Raw genomic sequence first — 26,053 nt, 5'->3', positions numbered from 1 at the left:
TGCAGGAGATCGTGGCCGAGACCTTCGCCGAGGTGCTCGGCGTGGAGCGGGTCGGCCTGGACGACGACTTCTTCGAGCTGGGCGGTAACTCGCTGATGGCCTTCACACTGCAGCGCGCGCTAGCCGCCCGGCTCGGCATCGACTTGCCGATGACGGCCTTGTTCACCGCACCGACGGTGCGCGGCCTGGCCACCCGCATCGACCATCCGGACGAACCCGCGGCGCTGTTCACTTCCGACGACGGCGCCACGATCGACACCGATGTCGTTCTCGGACCAGAGATCAGTACCGAAGGTGTCGCACCCATGTTCACCGCAGCCCCTCGGGATGTCCTGCTCACTGGTGCGACCGGATTCGTCGGCGCACACCTGCTGCGAGAGTTGCTGGCCAGCAGACCGGTACGCGTCTGGTGCCTGGTGCGTGGCGATGATGACGAGCGGGCACACAAGCGGATCCGCGACGCCCTGCAGAAGTACCGGATCTGGAACGACTCCTACCAAACCCGAATCGTCGCTGTTGCAGGCGATCTGGCCGCGCCCCGCCTCGGGCTCGACCATGCCGATTATACGCGGCTGGCCCAACGGATCGATACGATTTACCACAATGGAGCTCGCGTGAACCACATCGAGCCCTATACAAGGCTGCGCGCGGCGAACGTCTCGGGTACCCGCGAGGTGCTCGGCCTTGCGACCACCGGCCGGATCAAGTCCGTGCATTTCGTCTCCACCGTCAATGCCGTGATACCGGCCGCCACCACACCGGATTTCATCGGCGGGGAGAATGCGGAATTGAGCCTCGGCGAGGTGTCCGAGAACGGATACGTGGCCAGCAAATGGGTTGCCGAGCAACTGGTTCGGCAGGCGGGCGCACGCGGAGTGCCAGTGAGCATCTACCGTCCCGGCATCGTGTGCGGCGACCCGCGGCTCGGTGTGAACAGCGTCGACGACTCGTTCTGGAATATGATCCGGGCGGCCGCCATCCTCGGGCACGCCCCCGAGACAGCCGACGCCGCGATGTCGCTGGTACCTGTGAATTACGTGGTGTCCGCCATCGTAGCGCTGGCCGACCGGCCCGCGATCGGTGCGGCGTACCACCTGGTGAATACGCGGCCGGTGCCAATTCGCGATGTCTTCGCAGCTCTCCGCAGACAGGGGATTCCGATTGCAATCACCTCAGACCAAGAGACCGCGACGATGCTGGCCGAACAAGCCGCGGCGCGTAATGCGGCGGGCGACGACTCCTTGGTGCGCGCCGCGTTGGTAAGCGGCAACTACGGAGCGGTTACGGCCCCGATCGACGACACCCATACTCGTGCCGAGCTCGCTAAACAGCACATCCACTGCCCACCTATCGATGCTGCCGTACTTGACGCCTACGTCAGATCCTTCATCGACTCGGGCTTCTTCCCGGTCCGGAGCGATGACGGTCCACCGGAGGACCTCGTCGAGTCCCGATGAGGCAATGTGCCGAAGCACCGGACGTTTCTTTCCGAGAGGAAAACATGAACAGTGTTTCGCAGCGCTGGGTGCCGTCCGGATTGGATGGTGATCCGCAGCGATTCAGCGCAGCCGGTACCACGCTGGTCAATCTGTTCGAGCAGGCGGTGGCCGCGCATCCGGACAGCTCCGCAGCCAAGTTCGATATCGAATCGCTGACCTGCGCCGAATTGGATCGGCGCGCGAACGTGCTGGCGCGCCGGCTGATCGCCGGCGGCGTCGTACGGAACCACCAGTCGCGGTGATCCTGCTCGCTGGACCTGGTAGTCGCGCTGCTCGTGGTGCTGAAGACCGGTGCGGGCTATGTGCCGGTGGATCTTACCTACTTGGCCGACCGCATCGCTTATGCGCTCGAGGATTCGCGTCCGACCGGCGTGATCGTCGGGCGGTCTGCGCCGCCAGCGGGCCATGTCCACCGCGTCGCAGACCAGTTCGGCGCGTAGATGGTCTGCGATCGACCAACTGGGGATGCGCCGGGAGAACGCATCGAGCACGGCCGCGCAGTACACCCAGCCCTCGCTGGTGCGGTGCGCAGTCACGTCCATGCACCACAGCCGGTCCGGGCCCTCGGCGGTGAAGCGGCGGTTGACCAGGTCCGGGTGCGGACTGGCCTGCGGATCTCGCGTGGTGCAGCCTCGGCGACGGCGGAAATTCCGTCCAGCCCAGCGCTGCGCATCAGCCGGGCCACACGTTTGCGACCCACTCGGATCCGCCGACCGAGCCGCAGTTCGGCATGCACCCGCGCAGCACCGTAGATACCACGCGACGCGATGTGGACGTCGGTGATCGTGGCGGTGAGTTCACGATCAGCGCGAGCACGCGCAGACTCCCCCCGCTGCTTCCACTCGTAATACCCGGAGGTCGACACCCGCAGCACACGGCACGCCACCGTGACCGGGATGCCGGTTTTGGCCAGTTGCGCGACCACCGGGAACACTATTTTAGGAGGACGTTCTCCCGGGCGAAGTAGGCCGCCGCCTTACGCAGCACCTCGTTCTCCAGTTCGAGTTGCCGAGTCTTGCGCCGCAACTCGGCGAGTTCCTTGCGTTCAGCGCTGGTCACGCCCTCCCGGGCGCCCTCATCGATATCGGCACGCCGCAGCCAGTTCCGCAGGCACGATTCCGAGATCCCTAAACCCTTCGCGACCTGACCGATCGGCCGGTCGCTGCTGCGTGCCAACTCGATCGCGCGCTGACGGAACTCCGGCGGGTGTGCTGGTGGCATCCAGACTCCTTCTGGAGGCGAGTATCTCGCCTCACCATTGATGTCCGGAAGACGGCAACCGTATGTATCGATAACAAAACGGTGGGTATGTGTCCGACGACAGCGTCTGCCGCGTCGGCACCAGCGCCTGGAGCCTTTGCTCGCAACCACTTCCACCTGCTGGCGGCCGAAGGATCGGTCCGCGAGCAGTCTTTGATGTCCGGTATCGCGGCGGCGACGCGGTTGGAGTCGGTTGCCGCCTGCGGGCGGCGGCGGGGTCGCCGGGCATCTGTTTTCGGAAGTAGTTCACGCCCTGCTTGCCGCAGCTGATCGACCACGCCTCACCCTCGTCATCCCAGGCGTACCGGCCACCGCCGCGAGACGATACCTCGGCACGGCGGCCTTCAATTCCTGGCTCCTGATGACAAGGCGGCATCATCGGGCAGAGCGGGGCCCTTCGCCGGCTGCACCATGTAGAGGGGCGGCAGGAAGTTGCCGGGTCGGCTGCGGGCGAGGTGTTCGCGCAGCGCCGCTGTCGCCGCCGGATGAGTCGCGGCGGTGAGTTCGATGACGCGCCGTACTGTGAGAGCATCAACGCCTCGCGCGTCAGCGTGGGCACAATAGCCGTCGATGATGGCGAGCGTTTTCGCATCAGGCATCCGCGGTGGGGAGCGGTGTACCAACCGATTGCGCTCGACATCGATGTCGCTGTATCCGCGGCGCTCACGCAGCAAGTGTTCGATCTCTTCGAGAGTCGATGTCCGCGTGAGGAGGGCTGCCAGCGACGACTCGGCAAGGGCAGCGGCGGCGGCGATTCTGTACACCCGCGTAGTGGCCTCGGTGACGTCTACGACAGCACCGCGTTGGGTTTCGACACAGCCACGCCAGCCGGAGGCAGCCACTGCCAGCAGCGCATTGGCCTCCGATGGATGCCACGACCAGATGTTGGCGATTTCTTCTGCATCCTCAGGTATCAGGTTGACGAATTCCTCGGCATCCAGGGCGATCAACCGAGCTTCGAGCTCCGCAGGGGACAGTTCGCCGTCAACGCCGATACCTGCCACGAGTACCTGAGTCGGCAGCCCGGTGGAAATCGCGGCGGCCAAGGCGACGGAATCGGCGAGTGGACTCCGTAGATTTGACTCAGTTCCTGTGGCGAGGATGTCACCACCGGTGTCGATCACCACGAGCTCATCGGCTCCGAAAAGTGCTGCCGCGCAGCGAATCTGGTGCGCGAGTCCCGTCACCCCAGCCTCGATGTCCATCAGGAGCAGCGGCCGCCCGATATGCTTGGCAAGACGCGGAAGTGTCGATTCGCCGTCGGCGCGTAGAACCGCCGTGGATGGTACCTCGGAGACTCCGTCCCGATCGATCAACCCGTCGAAGTCGGCCCGGTTTCTGGGACCGGGGGCGGGGTCGATCATCAGCCGGTCCCACGAGAAACTCATGATGGCGGCGACCCGCAGAGTTGTCATCTTGTCGGCGAGCAGCGCCGCCGTAACTGCGTCGCCGCCTCCGCCAGCTGCGATTGCTACTGTCGTCATCGTCGTGCGCCAATCAATCCGACTCCTATATTGGCCAGTGGTGTATAATGTTCGGCGCGAAGCGCCCGCAGATCGCAGAAATTTTGCGGGACCATATCATTCGTGGTGACCCGCCGCCCAGTGCAGACGTTCCTTCCGAGCATGCGCTGCCTCCCAATCGGCTTGGCCCGGCCCTCTGAGAGCCGAAGCGGTAAACGCCTTCGCCGAACTCGCGCCACGGACCGGATCGCCGAGTTGGCTGCGCTGTTGGATCTCCGGCCTCGGCCCAGTGGCCTTCTTCGACTACGCGGGTTTCGGCTTCCCCGATGACCAGGGCGGCGCATCCGCGCACCCGGGGGTCGGTGAGGATCGGTGTCGGCATCGCCTTGGCTTGGTGGCCGCCGAGCATGAGGAGTATATCGGATCCAGCCCTGCGGTGATGGTCGCGGACATCGAGTAGGTCGGCGCGAGTAAGTTGAACCCGACTCAGCGCGGCCGCGCAATTGTTCCTCCGACGTGGTGGGCGGCGTAGGTGGCGATGTAGCCCCCATGACGAGCACGGGCAGGGTGCAGCTCAGCGCGGCGTTCTCCGCGCCCATTCTGCGCGCGGCCGCCCGCGCTTACCTCACGCACGGACAGCAGTAGAACACGCCGTTGGCGGCCGATCTGGTCAACGCGCTGCAGGCCATCGACCGCGTCGGGGCATCCACAGCGCAGATTCGCGGTCGCCGACTACACCAATGACTCTCCCTATATACAACTACTCCCACATCGCCGATAAAGCCGCCGCGCGGCGGCTCAATCCCGACCGGCAGTGGCCGGGGAAACGCGCCTTCAAGGCCGCATGGGAGGACATGGTCGGAGACCGGGGGGCAGTGCATGGGCACTCCTCCACGCCGGGCTCGGCGAACGGTCCACAGAAACGGACCGGTAGCAACACCAGGACCGCGTTACGGCCGACTCAACCAGGACTGTCTCAATTCAGCGGCCAGTCGCTCGCCGACCGAAAGGATGAACTGTCGACTAATTCAATGGCAGCGCGCAGCAGCACCCTCGAGGCTTTCGCTGCGGTGAGAGGTCTCTGACCCGTCGACGGTTCATATCGCGTCGAGGTCGCCGATCGGGCAGGGTTGTCGATGAGGACGAGCCGGGGCACGGGCATAGCCGAGCCTCCACCGGTCCGGCGCCCAGCAGCCGCCGCAGCCCAGTGCCTATCGCTTCACCACGACTGAGCCTGCGGCGTGTCGACCGGTGTCGGAACCTCACGCTCGCAGGAACCCACCTCGACCCAGCACACTGCCACGCCGATGTGTATGTCGAGCGGCGGTGAAGGAGCTCCGTCCACGCGGAGGATGATCGGCCCTACCTACTACGTAGGTACTGTCCGGAAGAAATTCGTTGTTTGCTGATGTGGATTGTCCACCCGTACGACGACGATAAGGAGTATCGGCGGGCGCAGGTGCCGGCGTGGAGCGTTTTACCGTGCGGTTGATGTCTGTCAGCGACGAGGGCCACCCCTACTGTGCACAACGACATGGAGCCGATTCGGGCAACGACGCTCAGTGGGCCGCGGTCATCAACTGGATTCGTAGATGACTGCACTACTACCTCTTGCCTACGGGTACTTGCGCGATGGCCTGATCGAGGTTGCTGATGGCGAAGGTGATTTGGGTGAAAACACATTGCGGGCCGCTGACCGCTCGCTCGGCTACGAGTTGGGTACCGTGTTCCATGAACCGCCACCGGACACCGGATTGCTTCGACCAGCGTTCGTCGATCTGATCCAGGAATGCCGCCGCGCCGCAGCGCACGCGGTGATCACACTGTCCGGGCATCTGTCGAACATGTCGGTGTCCCGGATGGTCCTGCGGGCGGCCCTGCAAGTGCGCGCCGACGCGGTCGTCCACGAAATCGGGTATTGAGTCTCCGGGCCAGTCGCCTTGAGACTCAATCGCGGGGCGCCTGGACGCGGTTCGATATACAAGCCTACAAACAATTATCCGTAGCCTCACGGTTGCCACAGGCAAGGAACCGCGATCGGGTTGCACCGCGACGAGCCAACCCTGTGCTACGGAGACGAGATCTCATGCTATTTCGTCAGTCCGAGCAGCGCGGCGGTTAGGCCGTAGTCGGGGCCGAAGTCGTGCATGTTTCCGGTGCGGCAACCGTCGGCCTTCATCTGTACCCGCTCGCAGAACAGACTGACAATCTCACCGTTGAGGGCGGTAGGGATGATGACATGAACTCGCGCCCAGCTATTTTCGCGATCGATGAGGTTGTCGATGTTCCCGAACACCAGGGCTGCGAGGTCGGCGACTTCGGTGAGACCGGAGGCGTTGTCGCGAAGCTGGCGGGTGACGTTCGTGAGTCCGGTCAACGTCCCCGCGAGCTGGTCCTGGTACTGCCCGAGGGTGCTGGAGGTATTGGCGAGGAAGGTAGTGAGCTGGTCGAGTGTCGCCTGCAGACCGGGGGATTGCTCGGCGAACAGGCCGGACATCTGGGTCATGCGGTTGCTGAAATCATGGACTGCTTGGTCGTTCTCGGTGAGAATGGCGGTGAGTTCGTTGAGCCTGAGGATGATGTTCGAGATCGCGTCCTTGTTGTCGACCCCGACTTTCAGCGCGGCCGACAGCGCTTCGAGGGTGTCGCGGATCTTCGCGCCGTTGCCCTCGAGCATGGGGTAGAGCACCCGGCCCGACATCGGGCCGTGCCCCTGGGCGTCTTCCTGCGTTTTCAGCGCCGCCGCGAACTGATCGATGGTCTTGATCATGGTGTCGAGTTCGACGGGGGTCTTGGTCCGCGACTTCGGTAGGTGTGCGCCGTCTGAGAGGGTCTCGCCCTGTGTGTAGGCTGGGGTGAGTTCGATGTGACGATCGGTGACGATGGACGGCGAGATAAGCGCCGCCACCGCGTCTTTCGGAATCTTCACGCGAGACTCGATCGACAGGTGGACCTCGATGAGCGTGTCTTTCGGTGTAACCTTCTCGACCTTGCCGACCTCGAGTCCGAGGACGGTGACGGGGTTGCCTTCGTAGATACCGGCGATGTTGTCGAAATCAGCGGTGATCCGCGTGGTATCCCTCAACGCGTCGTTCGCCGCGTTCGGCAACAGCGAGCAGCCGCCCACCGTAAGTGCCATCGTGCTGATCGCGAGTGCCTTGACCCGCCTGAACTTGTTCGCCGAACTGAACTTCAGCACGGAGATGCCTCACTGTCTTGCCTGACACTTCATCCCTCCGGGAGGAAGATACTGGATGGAAGGGGTCAATTACGGAGCTCTTGCGTGATCCCGCTGGGGCAATCAGCGATGCGGATCCAGGACTGTGGCGCGGTGCCAAGAATCCCGCCAGCGGTGACAGTGGGTGATCGACCGTCGGGCGACGATTTCTTGCGCCTTCATTCTATTGAGCGCGCTGACTAGCGGATCTCTGTAAACCCCCGCCCATCGGGGCGCCGATCATGCCGCCGTGGACAGTTGGTGCGACGTCAACTTCAGTGGCCTCGGCTTGGACTCCGAGGAAAGAGATTTTAGCACCAGCTTGTCGCTGGCTCTGATCGTCCCGCCCATGGTGATCGGCGTTCTCGAATGTCCGGTCGATGGATCATCGGCACGTTCATGACGCTGACGCGTCTACACTGCGAGAAAAGTCCTTTCGGCCTCTCGCTGGACACATCGCTCCAATCGCAACCAATGTCCGGTACGGCGAGCACCATATCGCCGACCGTCGCGCCATCGGCGTTTAGTATGCGAGTGCCTGCGGAAGTCGACCGCCTCGCCATGCCAGTCCGCGGCGCGGAGTTCCGCCCAATCCGAAGTTTCTGCTCACCCACCCTTTCCTTTCATCCAGCCTGTCATCAAAGCGTCCCGCGAAACCGCCCACCCGAGCACTTGCATGCGGCGGTTTCAGTGAGTACAGATCTGTGCAAGTCGGCGTGACTTGAATCTGATTCGCATCACCGAAGCGCCGACAGACGGGGTCAGTCCGGTTCCGAGTATTGGCGGCATGTATGACCGGGCATCTCGCCTCTCTATACCTACCGAATTCATTCAATATCATGCGCAGGTAGGACAGTGCTGCGCATCCGTCCACCTGGCACAGATACGTACGTGGAGCAAACTTGAGGTAGCGCAGGTCAGGATCTACCGCCGCACCAAATCATCTATGCGCGTCGAAGTCGGTCAATCGATGGCGTCGCTTCGGTGAGGTCGGACTTGAGGACCGGTCCTCGGTACCCCACCGGCAGCCGGGCGCGACCGAGGTAGCGGTCGTCGCCCGGATCGAGCGGTCGCGCCGGGACAACAAGAGGTCGGTACGGCGGATCGCGTTCGAACTCCAAGCCGCCGGGGTCGACATCGCGGTGCGAACGGTGACCAGGCAGTCAGCGCGGGCTCCGAGCAGGCCGAGACCGTCGCCCGCGCCAAGGTGTGCGCGCCTCGCACGGGCTATGTCTTCCTACATTCCGCAGTCGATGGCTTATCCCTGGCTGGCGTATACCGAAGCTTGGGCGTTTCGTGTTTCGGGCGTGAGCGTCCTTCGCGGTCACGGCATCGACCACCTTTACAGTATCGTCACCGACAACCGAGCCTGCTACAAGGCCTGTGACTTCGCGAAAGTTCTCCACGGGACCGCCACCAGCGGATACATCCCTACACACCCCGCCGACGTGAACGGCAAGAGCGAGGCCTGGGAGACCGTCGCGGCCCAGTCCGACGGTCGGGAACGGCGGACCCCGCCGATCGCCTTGGCCAGCAGCTCGTCGGTCAACTGCTCGACCCCGCCGTCACGGTCCACCGCGCAGGATTGGCCCATCTCCACATACCGGGCGCACGGTCTTGCGGTCGGTGCCCGACAACCGGGCCACCTCCCGCAGCCCACGACCCTGCAGCCACAGCCGCAGCATCTCCCTGATCTCGATCACCGAAACCTCCCGGTAGCTCATCCGCTAATGCAGCGGCCGAGCGACCGAGAACCCCCAGCTGCCACGCCGGGGTGGTCCCATAACTGGCAAAACCTGCCGGTCAAGTGGTCCCATCACTAGCTAACAGGACGGTCCCATGCTGCTGGCTAAACCAGCTCCGATGTGGTCCCTTCCTCCTGGCAGCCGACAGCTGGGGCAGCCGCGCGACGCGATGTCGCACGTTGCGAGTGGTCGCGTTTGATTGGAGGTCGTTTGGCGAGGACGCGATTCGGTCCAGTGTCTCTGGGACCGTCCCCATCCTGGCGTGCGTCGTGAGTGACTGCGGGGTGCGAAGCCTGGGGTGATAGCAGAAGCGTCCCTGTCCACCCAGGGGCGACGGGCGAGGGGAAGGTCGCACGGCTGAACGGAAGGAATCTTCGTATGCCTCGTTATCAGCAGCTCTGGCGGTGGCGATCTCAATGTCTGCAAAAGTTGACTATTGTCGATGAACTTCGACAGTAGTTAGTTTATGTTATCATCTTTGAGTGCCATCGGTCCAACAGAACGAGTACAAGATTCGGCGTCGATATGAGCGCGTTCCTCGTCGTGGCGAGGAAAGACGAACCGCGTTATTGAAAGCGCTTGAACAACTCCTGGAAAAAGAAGCTCTCGCGCAGATTGGCATTGCAGACATCGCGAAAGCCGCTGGCGTGACTCGGTCGGCCTTCTACTTCTACTTCCCCACAAAGGCCGCAGCTGTCGCCGCGCTTCTTGAGGGGATTTATGAGGAGTTGCTGGAAGGTTCGGGTACGTGGCATATGGTTGATGGGTCCGCCCGCCATGCCCTCCGGGCGGGGTTCGAAGCAGTCATTTCGTATTGCGAGCAAAATATCAATCTCATGGCGGCAACCTGGGATGCTGTCGGCAGCGATCGGGAAGTTCGCGAACTCTGGGAGGGATGGATGGAGGAGTTGGTCAAGCGGGTTGGAGCCAAGATCTCCGACGAACGAACTGCCGGCCGCGCTCCTGCTGGTACAGATGCCAACGTGATAGCTGAGGCCCTCGTCTTCATGAACGAACGCATTTTGGAGCGCGAGGTTCGAGCACGCGCGGGCGGCGGTGAGCCAACTCCGGGGCTTAGTGACGCGATATTCGAAATATGGGATCGGACAATCTATGGCATTGAATGAGCGCGGCACAAACGGCCTTTAGTCTCAATGCCAGTGATTCAAAGATGGGTGAGCTGGTCTTTGTCCTGACTTGGGTGTCCCTATGGTTTTCGTCAAGCGATGATGGACTCGGGGATTCGGTCGAGCTGTTTGGTTTTGAGCGTGGCGTAGAGGACGTCGCAGCGGCGGCGGGGCGGGCAGATGACGGCCGCGTTGTGTTTCTTTCCTTCGTCGCGGTGGGGTCGGCCCGGAGCACCCTGCCGATGTCCATCGGTGGGTTTCTAAAAAACCTCATCTGTCACGCTCGGCGCAAGGCAACTCGGCCGGACATCAAATCCGGTGCTGCTGATCGTCCCTGCGATCCTGAGGACGTCGTTGACCAGGCACAGCTGCGCCAACCTTGCTCGTTGAGGTTCCCCCGCTTCCTTGGAGGGCTCTGAGCATGGTCCGATAGGACCGGCAAGGAGCCCCGCGTGGCAGCACCGAAGAAATACCCGGACGAGTTGAAGGCTCGAGCGGTCCGCTTGTATCTGGAATCGGACCCGAAGCCGACGATCCGCAAGCTCGCCCAGCAGTTGGGGGTCCATCACGAGGCCTTGCGGAACTGGATCCGACAAGCCGACACCGGTCAGCGACCGGAGCCGGAGGCGTCCGATTTGGCCGAGGAGAACAAGCGGCTGCGTAAGCAGGTCGCCGAGTTGGAGCGGGTCAACGACATTCTGCGGTCTGCGAGTGCGTATTTCGCCTCGGAGCTGTGCGCCACGAGGCGCTGGGATAGTCGAGAGGTGGTGAGAGACCGTCTCCCTCGGGTCGTCGCAGCGACCTGAGCGAAGCCTGGGGGCAGCCTGGTCTGGAGGAACACCGGTATCGGGTGGCAAGCGGCCCCGACGAGGGCGGGTCGTGCCGGAACTGCCAGACGGTGCGGGCCTGTTGGGCGAGGTCAGAAGGTGCAGCGTGAGCGAACCAGTGGTCGAAGCTCCGTAACAGCGAAGCCGGCTCCAACCTGGTGGATGTGGGCCGGTATGCAGCGATCGAAATTCTCTAGTTCCAAGGGTTTCGGCTCCGAAGCCGCATATCTCGAGCGGTGAGGTGGCCATGGTGAAGGTCTGCGGCGTAACCGTGGCGATGCTGCCGGAGTAGAGCTGGGTGCCTCCCTGACCGATCGATTACCTGGTGAACGTGGGAACCACCATGCGGGACCGTGAATTTCGGGTCGGGCAGCCAGCCCGGACGGGATCGGGAGATCTGTTCCGATCGAGGACCTGTGTCGGTGGGGCGGAGGCCCCGTAGTAGTCGCGGGAGTGACGACCCGCCAATGGGGGTCGCGAGAGGCGGCCGCAGGGCGAAGGGGGTCAGCGAGACAAGCGGTTTCATGGACTGGAAGGTCAGGAGGAACTTGTGTCGCCGGTGAATACCGACGATCCGGACGCGGTGCTGTTCGAGGCGCGCCGACGGGTACTGAAGATCCAGACGAAACTGCACCGTTGGGCCCGCGACGATCCTCGTCGCCGGTTCGATGATCTGTTCAACCTCGTGTGTGATCCTGCGTTCTTGTTGGTGGCGTGGGATCGGGTGAGCGGGAACAAGGGTGCCCGAACTGCCGGGGTGGACGGGCGAACAGCCTGGTCCGTCAGGGTGTTCGACCGGGTCGGGGACTTCCTCGACCAGCTGCGCTCGCGGGTGAAGGACCGCAGCTTCCGCCCGATGCCGGTGCGCGAGCGGATGATCCCGAAAGCCGGTGGCAGGTTGCGCCGGTTGGGGATCCCGACCGGGGCCGACCGGGTGGTCCAGGCATCACTGAAGCTGGTGCTGGAACCGATTTTCGAGGCAGATTTCCTGCCGTGTTCGTATGGTTTCCGGCCCAACCGTCGGGCCTGGGACGCTGTTGCCGAGGTGCTTTATCTGACGACCCGGCCCCGGAATTACCACTGGGTCGTCGAAGGCGACATCAAGGCGTGCTTCGACGAGATCGACCACCCTGCTCTGATGAGGCGGGTGTGTCGACGCATCGGAGATAAACACGTCCTGGCGTTGGTGAAAGCGTTTCTGAAGGCGGGCATCCTCGCCGAGGATGGCCAGCTCGAAGACACCAGCGGTGGTGTCCCGCAAGGCGGTATCCTCTCGCCGCTGCTGGCGAATATCGCGCTGTCGGTGCTGGACGAACATATCGCCAACGCGCCCGGCGGCCCGGCCTCCAGCAAGGTCGATCGGGCCAGGCGCCGTCGTCATGGGCTGCCGAATTTTCGGCTGGTCCGCTATGCCGACGACTGGTGTTTGATGGTGTCGGGCACTCGCGCCGACGCCGAAGCCCTGCGTGAGGAGATCGCTGGGGTCTTGGCGACGATGGGTTTGCGCCTGTCACCGGAGAAGACCCTGATCACCCATATCGACGAGGGATTGGATTTCCTCGGGTGGCGCATCCAGCGTCACCGGAAACGAGGCACCCGCCAGTTTCACGTCTATACGTATCCGTCGGAAAAGGCCGTGCTGGCCGTGAAGCGGAAACTGAAGACGATCCGGCGGGCGGTCGAACCGCGGGTGCATGCGATGCTGGCCCGGCGCGGCATCTCCGTCGGCCGCAAACGGGTGGAGCGGGTGATGAGTGGCGCCGGGTTGCAGGGCGCGTTCCTACGGAAACGGTGGCGCATCGCCTCGACACGAACCGATCCACGGGCGGCGCCGGCACCGGATCTGGTCGAGCGGGTCTTCACCGCGGACCGGCCGAACCGGTTGTGGGTGGCCGACGCGATCAGGATCCCGTGCGGTCAGGGTGCGTTCTGGCTGGCAGCGGTGCGGGATGCGTTCTCCAACCGGATCGTGGGCTGGAAAACCTCGGACCGCTGCGACACCGAGCTTGTGCTCGGAGCGCTGGAGTTCGCGGTTTGGAGTCGTGACATCCGCGACGGTGAGCTGATACACCACAGCGATAGGGGCTCGACCTACACGGCGATTCGGTTCGCTAATCGGCTGGCCGACAACGGGATCGCGCAATCGATGGGCTCGGTCGGAGATTCTTACGATAACGCGTTGATGGAGAATTTCTTCTCCACGTTGAAGACCGAGTTGGTTTATCGCCGGGCCTGGCGGACCCGGGACGAGGCCGAGAACGCCCTGTTCGCCTATATCGATGGCTGGTACAACGGCCAGCGCATTCAGAAGAAGCTGGGCTGGCGATCACCCGCCGAGTTCGAAGCCAGCTACCATCACCCGGTTCCGGCTGGAACCCGATAGTCCGTCCTCCAACAATGCGGGGGAACCTCACGTCATGGCGCACCGATAGTCATGCCAGGCCGATCGTTGGACGTTCTCTCGCCGACATCGCCGCCACCATTCACAAGTACTGTCCTGCACAGCGGTCATGACTGATGGCATCGGGTTCCGGCCGGGCCCGGGGGCGGGGCGAGTTCGGCCACAGCAGGCGATGGTCCCGCCCAGGTTGTGGAGGTGGAAGCTACTTTCCAGGCATCCCATGCCGACCGGCAGCCGAATGCTCAGATACGCTCTTACTGGTCGGAACCGTAGTCGCCAGCACGACGGTGCAGTCGGTGACGAAATCGATGAACTCCTCACGGGTAAATTCCAAGGTCACCACGAAGGCTGCATTAGCTGTGCTGCCCCCTCAGCGACGAGTGTGCCGATCGCGTGGACGAAGATGTCGTCATCGGCGTTTCCACGGCGGAACGCGCCCGCCCGCAATGCCGTCTTCACACCGAGCGCTCGGAGGGTGGGCGGTTCCCCCCGATGTGTGGGCGACAGAACCATCGTGCGCCCGGCAACCGCAGCGGCGGCCAACCGGCGTCGGTAGCGGGAATGCACACGTCCAGACACCGTTCCGCATCCAGAGCACCGGGCCATCGGCGTGGCAACCACAGCCTCCACGACCATCCTATCGCCGTCGCTCCAGACATCGCCGATCACCACGAGGCCGGGTGGTTGTCGGCATCGACGCTGGTCATCCATTGTTCGAGTTCCCGGCCGCGACGCTCGGTCATGATCGTGGCGAACGCGCGGACATGGGCGGCGAGCGATTCAAGTGCGGGACTGGTCTTCAGGATCGCGTCGAGCTGACGCTGATCGCTGGGGTCGATGTTGGCTGGGTGGGTTATGATCCAGGCGGTGACCTTGCGGACTGTCGGCGGTTTCGGTGGCGGTGGCGGGATGTGCGCCGTGGTCCGGAAGCGCTGCAGGCAAGCACGGACCATGCTGGCTCGACCTCGGTAGCCTCGTGATCGGATCTCTTCGAACAGCCTGGCGGCGTTGGTGCAGCCCTGGTTCCAGCGTTGATGCAGGTAGGGCTTGAACTCGTCGAGCAGGCTGGTTCGGTATCCGGTGCGGTTGTTGACCAGTAGCTCCTCTGGCGACTCGGCGCGGGCGATCCGTCGAACCGTGCCGCGGGCCGGCCCGAGTCGGATGCCGATGCCGCGGATGGTCTGGCCTTTGGCCAGCAATCCGTGGATGTCGGCGTAGCGCTTCGCGCCGTTGGTGGAGGTCCATTTCGAGACGCGGCGGATCTGGATGAAGAAGGCGTTGGCCGAGGGCGCCCGGCCGAGCGGTTCGGCAACAGCGCCCCAGGCCCGGCGGTTGAGCCGGAAACCAGACGAACACGGCAAGAAATCCGCCTCGAGAATCGGCTCCAGCACCAGCTTCAACGATGCCTGGATCACTCGGTCGGCCACGGTCGGGACGGGTAACGCTTCGACCATTATGGGAACCATCTTCCGCTAGGAAGAAGTGGTCCCCCAACTCGTGACGATTCAACAAGATACATGGTCATTGAGGAACACAGCACTAGCGTTACAGTTATATTTGTGCGTGCTGGAAGCAGGGCCTCCGCCAGGAAACATTGCTTCGCAATGACTTCGGTGCAGTCTTGCGAAATGGCGATCAGCTGAGGGAGGCTGCGGGGAATTGCGCCAAGTGCGCCCCGGCTGTCGCTTCGGATCGATGTCCGGCCTATCCGGGCGGCCTGTTGCTTCATCATCGCCGTCTGCCGCTCCACCCGAGCAGCTGACTGTCATATGGAGGGCGCGGACCATCGGACACCGCAACATCATCCACCAGCTAGCGAAAACTTGAGCCTCCGCACAGCCGCGCCCCCGACCGGTTACCTGCGATCTCAATCATGTCGGGATCCTTTGTGGATCCACATGTTCGATGGGCGGGTGGTAGCCGCCGCGGATAAGCTCCAGCCGGCGCGGCCAGGGGCTGAATGGGACCGAGTCAGAGGCGAAGTAGAAAGTCGAACAGCCGCCGCCCTCGTGGTTCGGGTTGTAGCCGCCCCCGTCCGGGCGCATTGCGCCGGGGCCGGTGAGGAACCGCCACAGCATCGCGAACGCCTCGTCGTCACCGTCGACCCGGAAGGCGAAATGGGCCTCCCGATTGTGCTTACGCTCGTCGGCTCGCATCATGCGCCCGATGGCCGATGGGGTGCTGTCGTGGCTGGGGAAGAATATCTCGGTTCGCATCGGCCGTTGCGCGCCCGATGCCGGTCGGGTGAAATGGTGGATGTGGATTCGTAGGTCGGCTGGTCTAATTCCGTATCGATCGCATACCCGGCGTTGCACGATTGTGCTGGCCATGGTGTCTTCCAATTCGAAACCGTTCCGTATCAGGGTTTTCGGCATCTCGCTGATATCGGTTGGAAAGAGGAGGATTCCGACGTGGTCAAAGCTACAGTGTCGCAACAGGAATCGGGATGCCTCCGCCGCGGCGGAGTTGTCGACGCCTAGCACCGCCGATAGCAATTCGGGAGTCGACTGCGACTCGACGTAGTCGATGATCCGGGCCAATCTGCTGGCATCCAGCCAATACAGACCGGTACCCGAACCCGAAGTGGTCGCGTGGGAAGGTTGAGTGATCATGGGGCACCTAGTCCGTCTCGCCGCCGGGATCGCCGCCGATCAGTGATATTTGACTGCTCGATCGGTGTCCGCGAATCATATGCTCTCCGCGAGTACCTTGCAAATTGCAGTGGTGCATGGGCGGGTCTCTGGAGCCTGACGGGGGCTCAATGCCACGACTGTAATCCGTCGAATAGTCTCGCTCTCGCACCGCACGCTCTCGCACCCCACCGACTCCCACTGCCGAATCCGCGACGGAGCCGAATGCCTGGCAGAGTCCCTGTCGGAGCGGTACATTTATCAGCGCCATATCTGCCATATCCGCCGTAGTCGAGTTCCTCATGGAAGGCCCGGAGCATGAATCATCCTAATGTCGATGTATTGCAGGAGATCTACACCGATGCGACTTCGCTACGGCACCGCGCGGCCGACGACATTGTCCTGCACCCTGCCGACCGTAGCCTTGATCCGGTAGTGGGCATGGAGGCGGTGATCGATCATGTGGAGACCTTCAACCGCCTGACCGGCTACACCCGCGTCATGGATGTGCAGGACATCGTCGCCAACGATCACTTCGGAGCTGTTCTCGGCGTATTGCGCGCCACGATCAATACCCACGATATCGCCATGCCCTTCTGTGGGCTGTGGCGCTTCCATGGCGGCAGAATCATCGAGCACTGGGAAAATCCCTACGATGCCGGTGCGATAGGTCGCGCACTCGCCGCAAGCAGATGAGTCTGCACTCCATGCGGACAAAGCCGACCGCCTTCCCGGTGTCGGGAAGGGGCTTGCGCTCAACTTGCAGACGACTGTATCTTCAGTCATCATCACGGTGAGTCTGGCTCATTGTCGGGCCAGACCTTGTGGCCGAATGAAGGTTCGGTGCCAGGTGCAGTAGCACCGCTGATTTGACACTATTCAGGACGACGATGGATTAATTCCAAGTGCGTGGTCGCCTAGGCCATCGACTATCGAAAAACGGATGTCGTTTATTGTTGCCCCACAACGATTCCGAATTATCGGTGCGTATACGCGACTGTCGAAAACCACACTCTCCAAGAAGTTTCTAATAACAGAATAGGTATCGCAGCATGTCCCACACCGCGCCCGAGCCCCGCCTGCTCGGAATTGCCACAGAGCTTCCCCGTTGGGAGCATTCTACCGAGGAACTGCTGGAGGCGGGCCAGGGACACTTGTCGGACCGACTTGAGGAGATGGCGCGCAGCCTCGGGATCGATAAGCGTCACTCGATCCTGGCCAATTATCCCGACGTGCTCTTCGGCGACGCCGAGCCCGAACTCGGCATCGCTGTAGCCGATCTCGCCGTCAGGGCCGCCCGCAAGTGCATCGCCAAGGCCGATATCCCGGTGGAGAAGATCGGGTTGGTGCTCGGGTTGACGAGCACGCCGGGCAGGCTCATGCCGAGTCTGGTGTGCGACATGTTCGTACGTATGCCCGAACTGTCGAGGACCACACAGAATCTCAGCATCGAATACATGGGCTGTTCGGCGCTGTCCAAGGCCGTCGACCCGGCCCGGTGGTATCTGGCGTGCAACCCGGACAAGCTGGTCCTGGTCTGCTTCGCCGAGGCGGTCACTCCGCTGACCCCGCCGATTACCGGCTTCCATCGGCACTTCGAAGAACTCGCTGTCGACGAGCGCCAGGAATGTGTCGATGCGCTGCACGGCTTCCTCTTCGCCGATGCGGCCGTCGCGATGGTACTCGGGGCCGAGGGGAACGGACCCTCGTTCGGGCCGGTGGCGAGTCTGACCAACGAACAACCAGCAGATGCCGAACTCGGCACCGTTCCCGACGGTGGTTCGGACAACCCGATACAGCGGGGAGCGCGTCGGATGTACACGCTAAGCAATCTGGTGACGCCGCGCGGGGGCTTCTACGCCAAGGAGACTGTGCGCATGACGCTCAAGGATCAATCCTGCCACCTGACCACTCCTGCGGACGCCTCGACACTGTTGATGCACACCGGCAGTGTCCGAATCCTCAACACACTGTGCCGGGAGTTCGGGGTCGACCCGCGGAGCGACAAGGTCGCCTCGTCCTATCGGGTACTGCGCGACCACGGCAACACCCTCGGGTGCTCGGTCCCGCTGATGCTGGCCGAGCCGGTCCGGCGCGCACCGGGACAGGGGCTGATCATGGCGTTCGGGTTAAGTTTCGGCGCAGGCGCATTCACGATGAACGTCCCCGAAGGCGGATGGTCCCCGACTTCATAGTCGATCGACCCCCATAGCTGACGACCATCGGGAGGACACCTCATGCATCCGACACTTCCTGCCCTGTTCACTGCCGCCGCAGACGCCTGCACCGCGGAGCCCGCGATATTCGCCGATGGCGATCACCGGTCTTGGGAGCAGTGGCGCGCCGAGTCCGCCGCGCTTGCTCGCGCACTGCAGGAACTCGGAATCGGCAAGGGCGATCTCGTGGCGGTGCATCTGCCCAACTGTTGGGAGTTCCTGACCGTTCACATCGCCGTCGCCGCAATCGGTGCGGTGATGCTCCCATTGCACACCGGCCTCGGGCCGCACGAACTGCGCTCGATGCTGGCCCGCACCCGCGCGGGCACGGTGGTTCTCTCGGCCGAACGCGGCCACGATTCCGTGCGGAAGATTCTCCCACACACGCCAGCTCTGAAGCGGATACTTGTGGTCGGTAACCTCGCCCAGACGGGGGGTATCGATGATGCGGCCGACGGGGTGTGGTCGGTGGCCGACCTGGTACGGCGTTGGGCCGGAACGGCTCCATCGCCGGAGCGGGTGGACCCGGACGACCCGTTCGTCCTCGTCCCGTCGTCGGGCACGACCTCGCTGCGCCCGAAGATCTGTGTGCACACCCACCGCAGCCTGATGTCGAATGCGATCGCTGTCGCCGCGGACGCCCGGGCCAACGGCGACGACGCGATCGTGAGCGCAAGTCCCTTCACGCATCTGTTCGGCCTGCTGTCGGTACACCTCAGCGTGGTGACCCGTGGCCGTCAGGCGTTGCTCGCAGGCTGGGACGTCGCAGAATTCCTTCGACTGGCACGGTCGTCGGAGGCGACGGTGCTGTTCGCGGTGCCTGCTCAAATCCGCGATGTGGTGTCGCGGCCCGACCTCGACGGTATTCGGCTGCGGGAGATACGAGCCAGCGGCGCTGCCGTTCCCGCCACGCTGGTGGCGAACGTCGAAGCGAAGATGGGTGCCAGGGTGATCGTGCAATGGGGCATGTCCGAAGTGGGTGCGGGCCTCTTCACACGGCCGGAGGATCCTCCAGAGCGGGCCATGGGCACTGTCGGGCGACCGATTTCCGGTGCCGAGGTGCAGGTGGTCGCAGACGACGGTCGCCCCTGCCGTCCCGGCGAACCCGGCCAGCTACAATTCCGCAGCCCCTTCCGTTTCACGGAGTATTTCGAGGATCCGCAGCTCGCCCGCGACACGTTCACGGCGGACGGCTGGCTGCGGACCGGCGACCGGGCTAGTGTCGACAACGGCGGCATGGTCACCTTCCACGGCCGCGACGCGGAGGTGATCAATGTCGGCGGCGTGAAATTCAGCGCCGTGGAGGTCGAGACGCTGCTGGACGACATACCGGGCCTGGACCGAGTCGCCGTCGTCGGGCGCCCCGACGATCGACTCGGCGAGTATCCGTGCCTGGTCGTCACCCTTCGGCCCGGCAGTGTGGTCACCTTGCGGGACGCAACCGAACATCTTGCCGCAAAAGGTGTGGCGGATCACAAGGTCCCGCTTGAGTTGGTCGTGCTCGACGAGATGCCGTGCACACCATCCGGGAAGATCGCCCGCAGCAGGCTCGTCGCGATGCTTGGTGGGGTTCCGCTGCGCGACGGGGGATATTCCAGCCGCGGTTCGCGCGCGGAATCGGCATGGGTCCAAGAGCTTCGACTGTTGCCGCAGGCACGGCGCCTACAGCGTTCGCTGGATTTGGTGCGCGAAACCGTTCGCGGCCTGCTCGACGCGGCCGAGCCGATCGAGCCGGACCAAGTATTCACCGACTATGGCCTGACATCGGCAACGGCAGTGCGACTGCGTGCCGCCTTGGTCGAGGCCACCGGCCTCGACCTGCCGACGACCATCGCCTACGATCTGCCTACCCCGAATTCGGTCGCCCGCGACATCGACGAGCGCGTCGTCGCGGGCGACACCGCAGATGAGCCGGAGCCGACCGCGCCGGTCCGGCTGCGACACACTGATGACGACCCGGTGGTCGTCGTCGGTATGGGATGCCGGTTGCCTGGGGACATCGGGTCCCCCGACGAGTTCTGGGAGCTGCTCGTGGCTGGCCGTGACACGATCGGCGACTTCCCCTCCGACCGAGGTTGGGCGGTCGACCCCAAGGCTGGTTACGCGCGGCGCGGCGGCTTCCTCGACGCCGCTTCGTTCGATCCGGCCTTCTTCGGCATCTCGCCGCGGGAAGCGGTCGCCATGGACCCCCAACAGCGGCTGCTGCTGGAAACCACCTGGGAAGCATTGGAACACGCCAGGATAGACCCGATGTCGTTGCGCGACAGCGAAACCGGTGTGTTCGTCGGTGTCATGGCCTCCGATTACGTCCCGCGCACCTACCAGGCCGTCTCCGCCGGCGACGCCTCCGCCATGACCGGCAACGCCGCAGGCGTCGCGTCCGGGCGGATCTCCTACGTGCTCGGGCTGCACGGTCCTGCCATCACCGTTGACACGGCGTGCTCGTCGTCGCTGGTGGCCCTCCACCTCGCCGTTCGGACGCTGCGGTACGGGGAGTGCTCACTGGCGATCGTTGGCGGTGCGACGGTCCTGTCCACACCGGTGACCTTCGCCGAATTCGCCCGGCAGAACGGACTCGCGGCCGACGGCCGGTGCAAGCCCTTCGCGGCCGCTGCCGACGGGACCGGCTGGGGCGAAGGCGTGGGGGTTCTGGTGCTCGAGCGGCTGTCCGACGCGCGCCGGGCAGGCCGTCGCATCGTTGGAGTGATCCGCGGGACGGCCATCAACTCCGACGGCACGTCCAACGGACTGACCGCGCCCAACGGCCTGGCCCAACAACGGCTCATCCAACGGGCGCTGGCCGACGCCGGGCTGACGCCGTCCGACGTCGATGCCGTCGAGGCCCATGGTACCGGGACTAGACTCGGCGATCCGATCGAGGCGAATGCACTTCTGGCCACCTACGGACGCGACCGCGCCGTGCCGCTCCTGCTCGGCTCGGTCAAGTCCAACATCGGCCACACCCAGGCCGCCGCAGGCGTTCTCGGGACCATCAAGACGCTGCTGGCCATAGAGCATGGATTGGTCCCCCGGACTCTGCACGTGGACGAGCCCTCCCCGTATGTGGACTGGACCTCGGACACTGTTCGCCTTGCCACCGACGCCACACCGTGGCCGCAACACCCACGGCCTCGGCGCGCGGGAGTCTCCGCATTCGGGATCAGTGGCACCAATGCCCACGTCATCCTCGAACAGGCCCCGCCGCACGACGAAGCTGCCGAAGCCACCCCCCCAAGGAGCGCGGCGCTTGTCTTCGGCAAGCGCTCAGCGGTCGCGCGTCCCGCAGCCTGCTCGCCGCTCGTGACACCGCTGGCCTTCTCGGCCAAGACGACCACGGCTCTAGCGCAGCAAGCGGGGCGACTCGTCTCGATACTCGACGGTGGCACCGCCCCCGCCGACGTCGGTTATTCACTGGCCGGCACTCGCGCACAGCTGGAGCACCGGGCGGTCGTGTTCAGAGCCGACCACCGTGCGGACCTGGCGGCGCTGGCGGCGGGAACGTCGGGCTATGCGGTGACCGGCCGCGCCGACCTGCGGGGGAGGACCGTGTTCGTGTTTCCCGGACACGGTGCGCAGTGGGCCGGTATGGCGTCGGCGCTGCTCGATTCGTCGCCGGTCTTCGCGGCCTCGATGGCCGAGTGCGAGTCGGCCTTGGGCGAATTCGTCGATTGGTCGGTGTCGGCTGCCGCAGCCGACGAATCGGCCCTGCGCCGACCGGAAGTGGTCCAGCCGGTGCTGTTCGCGGTGACGGTGTCGCTGGCCCGGCTGTGGCAGGAATACGGCGTCGTCCCCGACGCGGTGGTCGGACATTCCTTCGGCGAGATCGCCGCCGCGCACGTCGCGGGCGTGCTTTCGCTGCGCGATGCCGCCCGCGTCATCGTCTGTCGCGCCGCGCTGTGCGCCGATCTCGACGGCCGGATGCTGTCGGTAGAGTCACCCGCTGCGGAAGTGTCGCAACGGATCCGCGGAATCGACGACGTGAGCATCGCAGGCTACAACAGTCCGCGGACCACCGTTTTGTCCGGAGACGCCGACTCCATCACAGCGTTGATGACGCAATACCGCGATGCGCGAGTGCCCGCTCATCTTGTCCGGATCGGATTTGCCTCGCATTCGGCACATGTGGAACCCATCCGCGAACGACTATTGGTAGACCTGTCCGGACTCACCCCCAAGCCCGCGCAGATCAACTGGTACTCCACGGTCACCGGAAAGCCGATGGACGGCCCCGAAGCCGACGCCAGCTATTGGTACGACAACCTGCGGCAGCCCGTGCAGTTCGCCGCGACCGTCGAAGCTCTCGCCGCGGCGGGCTCCAGCTACTTCGTCGAAGCCGGACCCCATCCAGCGCTCACCGCCGCCATCGCAGCGACGGTCTCGGATGCGGCGCTGGCCATCGGGACGATCCGCCGCAGCCAGGGCGGTTTCGACCAGTTCACGGGCTCGTTGGCCCGCGGATATGTCCGCGGGCTGCCCGTCGACTGGACGAAGTTCTTCGACGGTGCCGGAGCACGACAGATCGACCTGCCGACTTATCCGTTCGAGCACCGTCGATACTGGCATGACCGGGCCGTACAGCTCGCGGTCGCCGGGCAACTCGACGAGTCGCGACCACAGTGGGCCGATATCGCGTCCGCCGACGAGACCGCACTCGTCGCGGCGTCCACCGCGTTCCGCGAGCATTTCGCGCGGCTCGGCACCGCGGAGCAGGCGCAACTTGTCGAGGACCTGGTTGTGACCCGAGCTGCCGGTCTGCTCGGATACCACGACCCCAACGCCGTGGCGGCCGATCACAGCTTCCTGGATATCGGCTTGGACTCCCTCACCGCAATCGCACTGCACGACAACCTGAGCAAGGTGACCGGCGTCGAGTTGCCGCCCCTCACCGAGCTCGAAACCGATACTCCCGCCGTACTTGCGCAGCGGTTGCTCCACGAACTGCTCGCACCGCCGGACACCCAGCGGTAGCCGCGGGTGCCGTAGTAGTGGATATCGGCGATCGCGTCCCGGGCATGCCGCTTCGGGCGGAACCCGTAGGAGACCGGTTCGAGTAGGGTCGAGACGGAGCACGGTGCCGGTCCTCCGATCCGCTCCGTTTCTAAAAGCCCGGAGCCCGCTTAGTACTCCAGCTGCACTTCGTGATGTGTTGTGGGGTAGCCTGTTTCGGCGTGTCGGTGGATGAGGATCTGGCTGCGTGGGTGGCTGGGTTGGATGAGTTGTTCGGGCGGGTCGCGGGCCGGTTTTTGCGGGCGGAGCCGCGGTTGCGGGCTCGGTTGTATGTGCGGGGGTTGCTGGCTCCGCTGGCGGGGAAGAACGGGTGGACGCTGGCGGAAGCTGCTGGTGAGCGCACGCCGGATGGGATGCAGCGGCTGCTGCATGCGGCGGCGTGGGATGCGGATGGGGTGCGTGATGACGTGCGCGGTTACGCCATCGAGCACCTTGGGGACCCGGACGGGGTGCTGGTTGTGGACGAGACCGGTTTCTTGAAGAAGGGAACCAAATCTGCTGGGGTGCAACGGCAATACTCCGGGACAGCGGCTCGGATCGAGAATTGTCAGCTGGGCGTGTTCTGCGCTTATACCGGCAGCAGGGGGCGCACGCTGATCGATCGGGAGTTGTATCTGCCCAAGTCGTGGACCGAGGATCGGCAGCGGTGCCGGGAGGCGAGCGTGCCCGATGACGTCGTATTCGCGACCAAGGCGACGCTGGCGAAGAACATGCTGGCCAGAGCTCTGGATGCGGGAGTGCCGGCCCGGTGGGTTACCGCTGACGAGGCCTACGGCGGCGATGGCAAGTTCCGGGCCTGGCTCGACGAACGCCGGATCGGGTATGTCGTGGCTGTCCCGCGTAGTCAGACCATCCCGGTCACCGCGGGCTGCACACGCGCCGATCACCTGGTCGAGCAAGCGCCCTCGCAAGCGTGGAAACGCCGTAGCTGCGGTGCCGGAGCGAAAGGACCACGGATGTTCGACTGGGCGGTGGCCTCTCTGCCGGTCTACGAGTGGACCACCGCCGCGGGCTGGAGCCGTTGGCTGCTGGCCCGTCGAGCCCTGACCCCGAACAACAAGGGCGAACTGGAGACCGCCTACTACCTGTGCTGTGCACCCACGGGCACCACCGACGAGGAACTGATCCGCGTCGCCGGATCACGGTGGGCCGTAGAGGACTGCTTCCAGACCGCGAAAACCGAGGTCGGGCTCGACCACTACCAGGTCCGCCACTACGACGCCTGGTACCGGCACATCACCCTGGCCATGCTCGCCCACACCTACCTCGCCGTCACAGCCGCTATCGCCCCAAAAGCATTGGCAGCGGCCTCATCCCGCTCACCCTCGGAAAAATCCGACGTCTTCTGGCACACCTGATCACCCACCGCCCAGCCCTCGCCGCCATACAGCGATGGTCGACCTGGCGCCGACGCCATCAATACCGGGCGAAGAATGCCCACTACCAGCGACGACACCGATTACATCACGAAGTGCAGCTGGAGTACTAATGCTGCGTTCCTCAAAGGTGGTAGATAAAACGGCGGCGTAGGGTCCTTGGTTTCGGGGCTGGTCGGCCCCAGACCCATGGTCGTGCGCGGGCGTTGAGGGCGGCGGTGGCTTGGCGGGTGGCCTGGTCGATCTCGGTGTGGTCGGCGAAGGTCTGACCTGCGAGGGCTTCGCGGCGGAAGATCCGCCACCACGGCTCTTGCAGGTTGAGCCAGCACGCCCCGACGGGGATGAACGCGTGGTTGATCCGTGGATGGTCGGCGAGCCATTCGCGAGTGGATTTGCTGTTGTGACTGGACAGGTTGTCGGTGATCACGTAGATATCGCCGACCGGGTTGGCCTGCTCGATCAGCTCGAGGAATCGCTGATAGTTGACGCTGTTGCGTGAGCCGGCGGTGAGCGTGACCGCCTGGCCGTCGCGGACGCGGATCGATCCGTAGACCCAGACCCTGTCGGGGCCTCGCGAATATTCCAACAGCGCCTTGATCCGGCGCCCGCCGACCGACCACCCGGGTGGGGGTACGAAGGTGCGGGGCGAGACCGGGCCCAACTCGTCGGCGCAGACTACCGTGGCGCCTTCTGGTGGCTGCGTGTAGAGACCGACGATGTGGGTCCTTTTGGGACGAAGTACGGATCCTTGCTAGTCGTCCATGACCGCGGCCGACGCCAGCGAACCCCCTCTGCCACAAGGATTCTGCGCACTTGACTACGGCCGACGACTATCCCCTCGTCGCGTAGTGCCGCAGTGAGCGAATCAAGGGTCCAGCTCGACGGCGCTCCGTCCCGCTCGGCTTCCAGAGCACCGTCGGGGTGGCGGGTCAAACGCCCCGGCGGCGTCGTCGCGACCAAGGCCACGATGCGGCTGCGCTCTGTTTCGGTCAACCGAGGTCTACGTCCTGCTCCTCGACGATCACCGAGCCCATCGAGGCCGTGAGTGTTGAACCGGTGCAGCCTTTCTCGCACCGTCTGCGGATGACAGCCGAGCTCGCCCGCGATCTGCGCGGTGGACTTCCCATCCCAACTCGCCGTGATCATCCGCGCCCGCCGAATCCAATCCCCAGGCGCATGACGAGCACCCGCGACCTTGCGAATCTTTCGCTCCTCCAGCGCATCCCGTGCCGGACGCGCAACCAATACCTTCGGCAGGACCCACCTCAACCACACCCGAACCACC

Annotated in this window: 21 protein-coding genes and 3 pseudogenes; 11 read left to right on the top strand and 13 right to left on the bottom strand. The window is 64.3% G+C overall.

What is annotated here, in order from left to right:
* From ACIHAX_RS35790 to ACIHAX_RS35780, 3 genes are all read left to right on the top strand, one after another.
* Positions 1-1,457: thioester reductase domain-containing protein (locus tag ACIHAX_RS35790; protein ID WP_364439745.1), on the top strand; the 1,457-nt coding region annotated here is incomplete at its 5' end.
* A 44-nt stretch (positions 1,458-1,501) separates the two neighbouring features.
* Entirely contained in the window at positions 1,502-1,741 is a 240-nt protein-coding gene (locus tag ACIHAX_RS35785) for a hypothetical protein (RefSeq protein ID WP_397282065.1), read from the top strand.
* Positions 1,742-1,750: 9 nt separating this feature from the next.
* Positions 1,751-1,939, top strand: a complete 189-nt coding sequence (locus tag ACIHAX_RS35780) for an AMP-binding protein (RefSeq protein ID WP_364439754.1) — start codon at positions 1,751-1,753, stop codon at positions 1,937-1,939.
* Here ACIHAX_RS35780 and ACIHAX_RS35775 read toward each other — a convergent pair.
* The 4 genes and pseudogenes from ACIHAX_RS35775 to ACIHAX_RS35760 form a co-directional block, all read right to left on the bottom strand.
* Positions 1,937-2,041: pseudogene (locus tag ACIHAX_RS35775) on the bottom strand (hypothetical protein); the annotation flags it as partial. The gene ACIHAX_RS35780 and the pseudogene ACIHAX_RS35775 overlap by 3 nt on opposite strands.
* On the bottom strand, positions 2,032-2,364 hold the full coding sequence (locus tag ACIHAX_RS35770; RefSeq protein WP_364439751.1) for an IS3 family transposase: 333 nt from the start codon (positions 2,362-2,364) through the stop codon (positions 2,032-2,034). The gene ACIHAX_RS35770 and the pseudogene ACIHAX_RS35775, both read right to left, overlap by 10 nt.
* A gap of 68 nt (positions 2,365-2,432) precedes the next feature.
* Positions 2,433-2,720: a transposase gene (locus ACIHAX_RS35765; RefSeq protein ID WP_364439742.1), complete on the bottom strand. Its 288-nt coding sequence runs from the start codon at positions 2,718-2,720 to the stop codon at positions 2,433-2,435.
* Positions 2,721-3,103: 383 nt separating this feature from the next.
* The gene (locus ACIHAX_RS35760) at positions 3,104-4,243 is read right to left on the bottom strand and encodes a DUF1152 domain-containing protein (protein WP_397282050.1); all 1,140 of its coding nucleotides are present in this window, start codon (positions 4,241-4,243) and stop codon (positions 3,104-3,106) included.
* Positions 4,244-5,814: 1,571 nt separating this feature from the next.
* On the opposite strand from ACIHAX_RS35760, the gene ACIHAX_RS35755 reads away from it, so the two are divergent.
* A complete protein-coding gene (locus ACIHAX_RS35755) occupies positions 5,815-6,144 on the top strand; it encodes a hypothetical protein (protein WP_364439736.1) in 330 nt (109 codons plus the stop codon).
* A gap of 167 nt (positions 6,145-6,311) precedes the next feature.
* On the opposite strand, the gene ACIHAX_RS35750 is transcribed toward ACIHAX_RS35755, so the two are convergent.
* The 3 genes from ACIHAX_RS35750 to ACIHAX_RS35740 form a co-directional block, all read right to left on the bottom strand.
* Entirely contained in the window at positions 6,312-7,361 is a 1,050-nt protein-coding gene (locus ACIHAX_RS35750) for an MlaD family protein (RefSeq protein WP_364439748.1), read from the bottom strand.
* Positions 7,362-8,811: 1,450 nt separating this feature from the next.
* Positions 8,812-9,015, bottom strand: a complete 204-nt coding sequence (locus tag ACIHAX_RS35745; RefSeq protein ID WP_397282048.1) for a hypothetical protein — start codon at positions 9,013-9,015, stop codon at positions 8,812-8,814.
* Positions 9,005-9,163 (bottom strand): hypothetical protein, encoded by a 159-nt coding sequence (locus ACIHAX_RS35740; protein WP_397080575.1) that lies wholly within the window; start codon positions 9,161-9,163, stop codon positions 9,005-9,007. The genes ACIHAX_RS35745 and ACIHAX_RS35740 overlap by 11 nt, the downstream gene beginning before the upstream one ends.
* 503 nt (positions 9,164-9,666) lie before the next feature.
* On the opposite strand from ACIHAX_RS35740, the gene ACIHAX_RS35735 reads away from it, so the two are divergent.
* Positions 9,667-10,311 carry a TetR/AcrR family transcriptional regulator gene (locus ACIHAX_RS35735; RefSeq protein WP_397282046.1) on the top strand — a complete coding sequence of 215 codons (645 nt, stop codon included), beginning with the start codon at positions 9,667-9,669 and terminating at the stop codon, positions 10,309-10,311.
* A gap of 92 nt (positions 10,312-10,403) precedes the next feature.
* Here the strand turns inward: ACIHAX_RS35735 and ACIHAX_RS35730 are convergent.
* Positions 10,404-10,526 (bottom strand): annotated as a pseudogene (locus ACIHAX_RS35730) (IS110 family transposase); the annotation flags it as partial.
* 237 nt (positions 10,527-10,763) lie between these two features.
* Here ACIHAX_RS35730 and ACIHAX_RS35725 point away from each other — a divergent pair.
* Positions 10,764-11,117, top strand: a complete 354-nt coding sequence (locus ACIHAX_RS35725; protein WP_397282044.1) for a transposase — start codon at positions 10,764-10,766, stop codon at positions 11,115-11,117.
* A gap of 580 nt (positions 11,118-11,697) precedes the next feature.
* Positions 11,698-13,521, top strand: coding sequence for a group II intron reverse transcriptase/maturase (ltrA, locus tag ACIHAX_RS35720; RefSeq protein ID WP_397282042.1), 1,824 nt, complete (start codon positions 11,698-11,700; stop codon positions 13,519-13,521).
* A 683-nt stretch (positions 13,522-14,204) separates the two neighbouring features.
* On the opposite strand, the gene ACIHAX_RS35715 is transcribed toward ltrA, so the two are convergent.
* Complete coding sequence (locus ACIHAX_RS35715; protein ID WP_397282040.1) at positions 14,205-14,993, bottom strand: hypothetical protein; 789 nt, start codon at positions 14,991-14,993, stop codon at positions 14,205-14,207.
* A 417-nt stretch (positions 14,994-15,410) separates the two neighbouring features.
* Positions 15,411-16,151: a hypothetical protein gene (locus tag ACIHAX_RS35710; protein ID WP_364438636.1), complete on the bottom strand. Its 741-nt coding sequence runs from the start codon at positions 16,149-16,151 to the stop codon at positions 15,411-15,413.
* A 336-nt stretch (positions 16,152-16,487) separates the two neighbouring features.
* On the opposite strand from ACIHAX_RS35710, the gene ACIHAX_RS35705 reads away from it, so the two are divergent.
* From ACIHAX_RS35705 to ACIHAX_RS35695, 3 genes are all read left to right on the top strand, one after another.
* On the top strand, positions 16,488-16,865 hold the full coding sequence (locus tag ACIHAX_RS35705) for a nuclear transport factor 2 family protein (RefSeq protein ID WP_364438639.1): 378 nt from the start codon (positions 16,488-16,490) through the stop codon (positions 16,863-16,865).
* Positions 16,866-17,221: 356 nt separating this feature from the next.
* Positions 17,222-18,364 carry a 3-oxoacyl-[acyl-carrier-protein] synthase III C-terminal domain-containing protein gene (locus tag ACIHAX_RS35700; RefSeq protein ID WP_364438642.1) on the top strand — a complete coding sequence of 381 codons (1,143 nt, stop codon included), beginning with the start codon at positions 17,222-17,224 and terminating at the stop codon, positions 18,362-18,364.
* A 42-nt stretch (positions 18,365-18,406) separates the two neighbouring features.
* Positions 18,407-23,353, top strand: a complete 4,947-nt coding sequence (locus tag ACIHAX_RS35695) for a beta-ketoacyl synthase N-terminal-like domain-containing protein (RefSeq protein WP_397282038.1) — start codon at positions 18,407-18,409, stop codon at positions 23,351-23,353.
* Here the strand turns inward: ACIHAX_RS35695 and ACIHAX_RS35690 are convergent.
* A pseudogene (locus tag ACIHAX_RS35690) lies at positions 23,341-23,442 on the bottom strand (maturase); the annotation flags it as partial. The gene ACIHAX_RS35695 and the pseudogene ACIHAX_RS35690 overlap by 13 nt on opposite strands.
* A gap of 117 nt (positions 23,443-23,559) precedes the next feature.
* Between ACIHAX_RS35690 and ACIHAX_RS35685 the strand changes: the two are divergent.
* A complete protein-coding gene (locus ACIHAX_RS35685; protein WP_397282061.1) occupies positions 23,560-24,750 on the top strand; it encodes an IS701 family transposase in 1,191 nt (396 codons plus the stop codon).
* Between the two features lie 142 nt (positions 24,751-24,892).
* On the opposite strand, the gene ACIHAX_RS35680 is transcribed toward ACIHAX_RS35685, so the two are convergent.
* Both ACIHAX_RS35680 and ACIHAX_RS35675 read right to left on the bottom strand, forming a co-directional pair.
* Positions 24,893-25,486: an IS630 family transposase gene (locus tag ACIHAX_RS35680; protein ID WP_397282059.1), complete on the bottom strand. Its 594-nt coding sequence runs from the start codon at positions 25,484-25,486 to the stop codon at positions 24,893-24,895.
* Positions 25,444-26,043, bottom strand: a complete 600-nt coding sequence (locus tag ACIHAX_RS35675; protein WP_397282057.1) for a helix-turn-helix domain-containing protein — start codon at positions 26,041-26,043, stop codon at positions 25,444-25,446. Before ACIHAX_RS35675 ends, ACIHAX_RS35680 begins: the two co-directional genes overlap by 43 nt.
* Positions 26,044-26,053 lie beyond the last annotated feature (10 nt).

Origin of the sequence: Nocardia sp. NPDC051929 (genome assembly GCF_044548645.1) — a bacterium.
GTDB classification, from domain to species: Bacteria; Actinomycetota; Actinomycetes; order Mycobacteriales; family Mycobacteriaceae; genus Nocardia; species Nocardia sichangensis.
Note: the sequence above shows the minus strand (reverse complement) of the source record. Positions and strands in the feature narration are given on the sequence as shown.